This is a genomic window from Virgisporangium ochraceum, assembly GCF_016863655.1.
Lineage (GTDB): Bacteria > Actinomycetota > Actinomycetes > Mycobacteriales > Micromonosporaceae > Virgisporangium > Virgisporangium ochraceum.
Window position 1 is genome coordinate 1 of the sequence record NZ_BOPH01000170.1, and the last position, 5325, is coordinate 5325.

Below are 5325 nucleotides of genomic sequence, written 5' to 3' on the forward strand. Positions count from 1 at the left end.
AAGTAGTTCGGCGGCGTCCTACTCTCCCACACCGTGTCCGGTGCAGTACCATCGGCGCTGGAGGGCTTAGCTTCCGGGTTCGGAATGTTACCGGGCGTTTCCCCTCCGCTATGGCCACCGACACACCTGTCGGCACATCAAACAACCAACCACACACACGCATCGCCACGTGTAGGGGGTGTTTGTTTGCCAAGAATTGCACAGTGAATGCGAAGCAGTTTGTGGTCAAGTCCTCGGCCTATTAGTACCGGTCAGCTCGAACCTATTACTAGGCTTCCACTTCCGGCCTATCAACCCAGTGGTCTAACTGGGGGCCTTAACCCACAAAGGGTGGGATACCTCATCTTGAAGCGAGTTTCCCGCTTAGATGCTTTCAGCGGTTATCTCTTCCGAACGTAGCCAACCAGCCGTGCCCCTGGCGGGACAACTGGCACACCAGAGGTTCGTCCGTCCCGGTCCTCTCGTACTAGGGACAGCCCTTCTCAAGTATCCTACGCGCACGGCGGATAGGGACCGAACTGTCTCACGACGTTCTAAACCCAGCTCGCGTGCCGCTTTAATGGGCGAACAGCCCAACCCTTGGGACCTACTCCAGCCCCAGGATGCGACGAGCCGACATCGAGGTGCCAAACCATCCCGTCGATATGGACTCTTGGGGAAGATCAGCCTGTTATCCCCGGGGTACCTTTTATCCGTTGAGCGACACCGCTTCCACCAGCCAGTGCCGGGTCACTAGTCCCGACTTTCGTCCCTGCTCGACCTGTCAGTCTCACAGTCAAGCTCCCTTGTGCACTTGCACTCAACACCTGATTGCCAACCAGGCTGAGGGAACCTTTGGGCGCCTCCGTTACCCTTTGGGAGGCAACCGCCCCAGTTAAACTACCCACCAGACACTGTCCCTGAACCGGCTCACGGCCCAAAGTTAGATACCCAGACCAACCAGAGTGGTATTTCAAGATTGCCTCCACCCTAACTGGCGTTAGAGCTTCACCGGCTCCCACCTATCCTACACAAGTCAATCCAGATACCAATGTCAAGCTATAGTAAAGGTCCCGGGGTCTTTCCGTCCTGCCGCGCGTAACGAGCATCTTTACTCGTAATGCAATTTCGCCGGGCCTGTGGTTGAGACAGTGGGGAAGTCGTTACGCCATTCGTGCAGGTCGGAACTTACCCGACAAGGAATTTCGCTACCTTAGGATGGTTATAGTTACCACCGCCGTTTACTGGCGCTTAAGTTCTCCGCTTCGCCCCGAAGAGCTAACAGGTCCCCTTAACGTTCCAGCACCGGGCAGGCGTCAGTCCATATACGTCGTCTTACGACTTAGCATGGACCTGTGTTTTTAGTAAACAGTCGCTTCCCCCCGCTCTCTGCGGCCAACCCCAGCTCACACCGCATGGGTGGTCACCAGAATTGGCCCCCCTTCTCCCTAAGTTACGGGGGCAATTTGCCGAGTTCCTTAACCACAGTTCACCCGATCGCCTCGGTATTCTCTACCTGACCACCTGTGTCGGTTTAGGGTACGGGCCGCTCGAAACTCGCTAGAGGCTTTTCTCGACAGCATGGGATCACTGACTTCACCAGAACCGGCTCCGCATCACGTCTCAGCCTTCACGCCGCACGGATTTGCCAATGCGACAGCCTACACGCTTGCCCCGGCACAACCACCGGCCGGGCCCAGCTACCCTCCTGCGTCACCCCATCGCTTGCCTACTACCCACCGGGATCCCACGCTCCCCCAGCTCAGACCGAAGTCCTCCCCGGGATCGGGTGGTTAGCACAAATGAAGTTCAGCATGGACGCTTCTTCGCGGGTACGGGAATATCAACCCGTTATCCATCGACTACGCCTCTCGGCCTCGCCTTAGGCCCCGACTCACCCAGGGCGGATTAACCTGGCCCTGGAACCCTTGGTCATCCGGCGGCAGGGTTTCTCACCCTGCTTTCGCTACTCATGCCTGCATTCTCACTCGCGTCACCTCCACGACTGGCTCACGCCGCCGCTTCACCGGTGACACGACGCTCCCCTACCCACCCACACACCTGGATCCCTTCCCGAAGAAAGAAACCGAGTTATCGTGTGAGTGCCACAGCTTCGGCGGTGTGCTTGAGCCCCGCTACATTGTCGGCGCGGAACCACTTGACCAGTGAGCTATTACGCACTCTTTCAAGGGTGGCTGCTTCTAAGCCAACCTCCTGGTTGTCTATGCGACCCCACATCCTTTTCCACTTAGCACACGCTTAGGGGCCTTAGCTGGCGATCTGGGCTGTTTCCCTCTCGACTACGAACCTTATCGCCCGCAGTCTCACTGCCGCGCTCTCACTTACCGGCATTCGGAGTTTGGTTGACTTCAGTAAGCTTGTGGGCCCCCTAGGCCATCCAGTGCTCTACCTCCGGCAAGAAACACGCGACGCTGCACCTATATGCATTTCGGGGAGAACCAGCTATCACGGAGTTTGATTGGCCTTTCACCCCTAACCACAGGTCATCCCCCAACTTTTCAACGTTGGTGGGTTCGGCCCTCCACGCGGTCTTACCCGCGCTTCAGCCTGCCCATGGCTAGATCACCCCGCTTCGGGTCTAGGACACGCGACTCAACCGCCCTTATCGGACTCGCTTTCGCTACGGCTCCCCCACACAGGTTAACCTCGCCACGCACCGCTAACTCGCAGGCTCATTCTTCAAAAGGCACGCCGTCACCAATCACCACAAGGATGATAAAAGCTCCGACGGATTGTAGGCAGACGGTTTCAGGTACTCTTTCACTCCCCTCCCGGGGTACTTTTCACCTTTCCCTCACGGTACTCGTCCGCTATCGGTCACCAGGAAGTATTTAGGCTTACCAGGTGGTCCTGGCAGATTCACGGCAGATTACAGGGGTCCGCCGCTACTCGGGAACATGTGCCAGACAGAACTAGAGCTTTCACCTACCGGACTCTCACCGTCTACGGTGGCGCATCCCAACGCACTTCGACTAGCCACTAGTTTTTATCACTGCCCGACCGGCTGTCAGACCAGTCCACACACACCCCACAACCCCGCACACGCAACCCCTGACAGGTATCACACATGCACGGTTTAGCCTCATCCGCTTTCGCTCGCCACTACTCACGGAATCACTCTTGTTTTCTCTTCCTACGGGTACTGAGATGTTTCACTTCCCCGCGTTCCCTCCACACACCCTATGAATTCAGGTGCGGGTGACACCACACAACTGGTGCCAGGTTCCCCCATTCGGACACCCTGGGATCACAGCTCGGTTGACAGCTCCCCCAGGCCTATCGCGGCCTCCCACGTCCTTCATCGGCTCCTGGTGCCAAGGCATCCACCATCTGCCCTCAGCAACTTGACCACAAAGATGCTCGCATCCACTGTACAATTCTCAACAAACAACCACCCACACCACCAACGTCTCCGACACACCCACCAGGGCAGTTTCGAAGCAAAATGCAGGCGACCATCCAGAACACACCACCCCACCGAAGTGGACGAGGCTTGTTCTTTCAGGACCCAACAGGGTGTCTGCTTGACGCCGAACCTCAGCCGCACCGAACACTTTCCACGCCCCGATCACTCGAAGCCGTACTCGCATCGGCCGTTGCCGAACCCGACTAGCCAGTGTCTCCGCCGATGAGCACCCGCCTCCACACTCGGGAGACGCGGCTCCTTACCACCTTTCGGTGGAAGGTGCTCCTTAGAAAGGAGGTGATCCAGCCGCACCTTCCGGTACGGCTACCTTGTTACGACTTCGTCCCAATCGCCAGCCCCACCTTCGACGGCTCCCTCCACAAGGGTTGGGCCACCGGCTTCGGGTGTTGCCGACTTTCGTGACGTGACGGGCGGTGTGTACAAGGCCCGGGAACGTATTCACCGCAGCGTTGCTGATCTGCGATTACTAGCGACTCCGACTTCACGGGGTCGAGTTGCAGACCCCGATCCGAACTGAGACCGGCTTTTTGGGATTCGCTCCACCTCACGGTATCGCAGCCCTTTGTACCGGCCATTGTAGCATGCGTGAAGCCCTGGACATAAGGGGCATGATGACTTGACGTCATCCCCACCTTCCTCCGAGTTGACCCCGGCAGTCTCCGATGAGTCCCCGGCATAACCCGCTGGCAACATCGGACAAGGGTTGCGCTCGTTGCGGGACTTAACCCAACATCTCACGACACGAGCTGACGACAGCCATGCACCACCTGTGACCGCCCCCGAAGGACCCCGCATCTCTGCGAGTTTTGCGGCCATGTCAAACCCAGGTAAGGTTCTTCGCGTTGCATCGAATTAATCCGCATGCTCCGCCGCTTGTGCGGGCCCCCGTCAATTCCTTTGAGTTTTAGCCTTGCGGCCGTACTCCCCAGGCGGGGCGCTTAATGCGTTAGCTGCGGCACAGAGAACCGGAGAGGCCCCCCACACCTAGCGCCCAACGTTTACAGCGTGGACTACCAGGGTATCTAATCCTGTTCGCTCCCCACGCTTTCGCTCCTCAGCGTCAGTATCGGCCCAGAGACCCGCCTTCGCCACCGGTGTTCCTCCTGATATCTGCGCATTTCACCGCTACACCAGGAATTCCAGTCTCCCCTACCGAACTCTAGCCCGCCCGTATCAACCGCAAGCCCGCAGTTAAGCTGCGGGTTTTCACGGTCGACGCGACGAGCCGCCTACGAGCTCTTTACGCCCAATAAATCCGGACAACGCTCGCACCCTACGTCTTACCGCGGCTGCTGGCACGTAGTTGGCCGGTGCTTCTTCTCCAGGTACCGTCACTTGCGCTTCGTCCCTGTCGAAAGAGGTTTACAACCCGAAGGCCGTCATCCCTCACGCGGCGTCGCTGCATCAGGCTTCCGCCCATTGTGCAATATTCCCCACTGCTGCCTCCCGTAGGAGTCTGGGCCGTGTCTCAGTCCCAGTGTGGCCGGTCGCCCTCTCAGGCCGGCTACCCGTCGCCGCCTTGGTAGGCCATTACCCCACCAACAAGCTGATAGGCCGCGAGCCCATCCCTGGCCGAAAAACTTTCCAACACCCACGATGCCGCAGGAGATGAATATTCGGTATTAGCCCCCGTTTCCGAGGGTTATCCCAAAGCCAGAGGCAGGTTACTCACGTGTTACTCACCCGTTCGCCGCTCGAGTACCCCCGAAAGGGCCTTTCCGCTCGACTTGCATGTGTTAAGCACGCCGCCAGCGTTCGTCCTGAGCCAGGATCAAACTCTCCAAAGAAGAATTTTGTGATACCTGGCAACAAATCAAACTGATTTACTGCCGTTCAAAACATAAACGGCACTGGCATACAAACACCCTGTTGAGTTCTCAAAAAACAAACCCCGCAAG

At 57.9% G+C, this 5325-nt stretch carries 3 rRNA genes; all 3 read right to left on the reverse strand.

Features of this window, described 5'->3' with window-relative positions:
- Positions 1 to 5: 5 nt before the first annotated feature.
- The 3 genes from rrf to Voc01_RS52480 all read right to left on the reverse strand — a co-directional run bounded on the left by rrf (position 6) and on the right by Voc01_RS52480 (position 5214).
- Positions 6 to 122: ribosomal RNA gene (rrf, locus tag Voc01_RS52470) — 5S ribosomal RNA — on the reverse strand.
- Between the two features lie 99 nt (positions 123 to 221).
- Positions 222 to 3350: ribosomal RNA gene (locus Voc01_RS52475) — 23S ribosomal RNA — on the reverse strand.
- A 346-nt stretch (positions 3351 to 3696) separates the two neighbouring features.
- Positions 3697 to 5214: ribosomal RNA gene (locus Voc01_RS52480) — 16S ribosomal RNA — on the reverse strand.
- The 16S, 23S and 5S rRNA genes sit together here, the layout of an rRNA operon.
- Positions 5215 to 5325 lie beyond the last annotated feature (111 nt).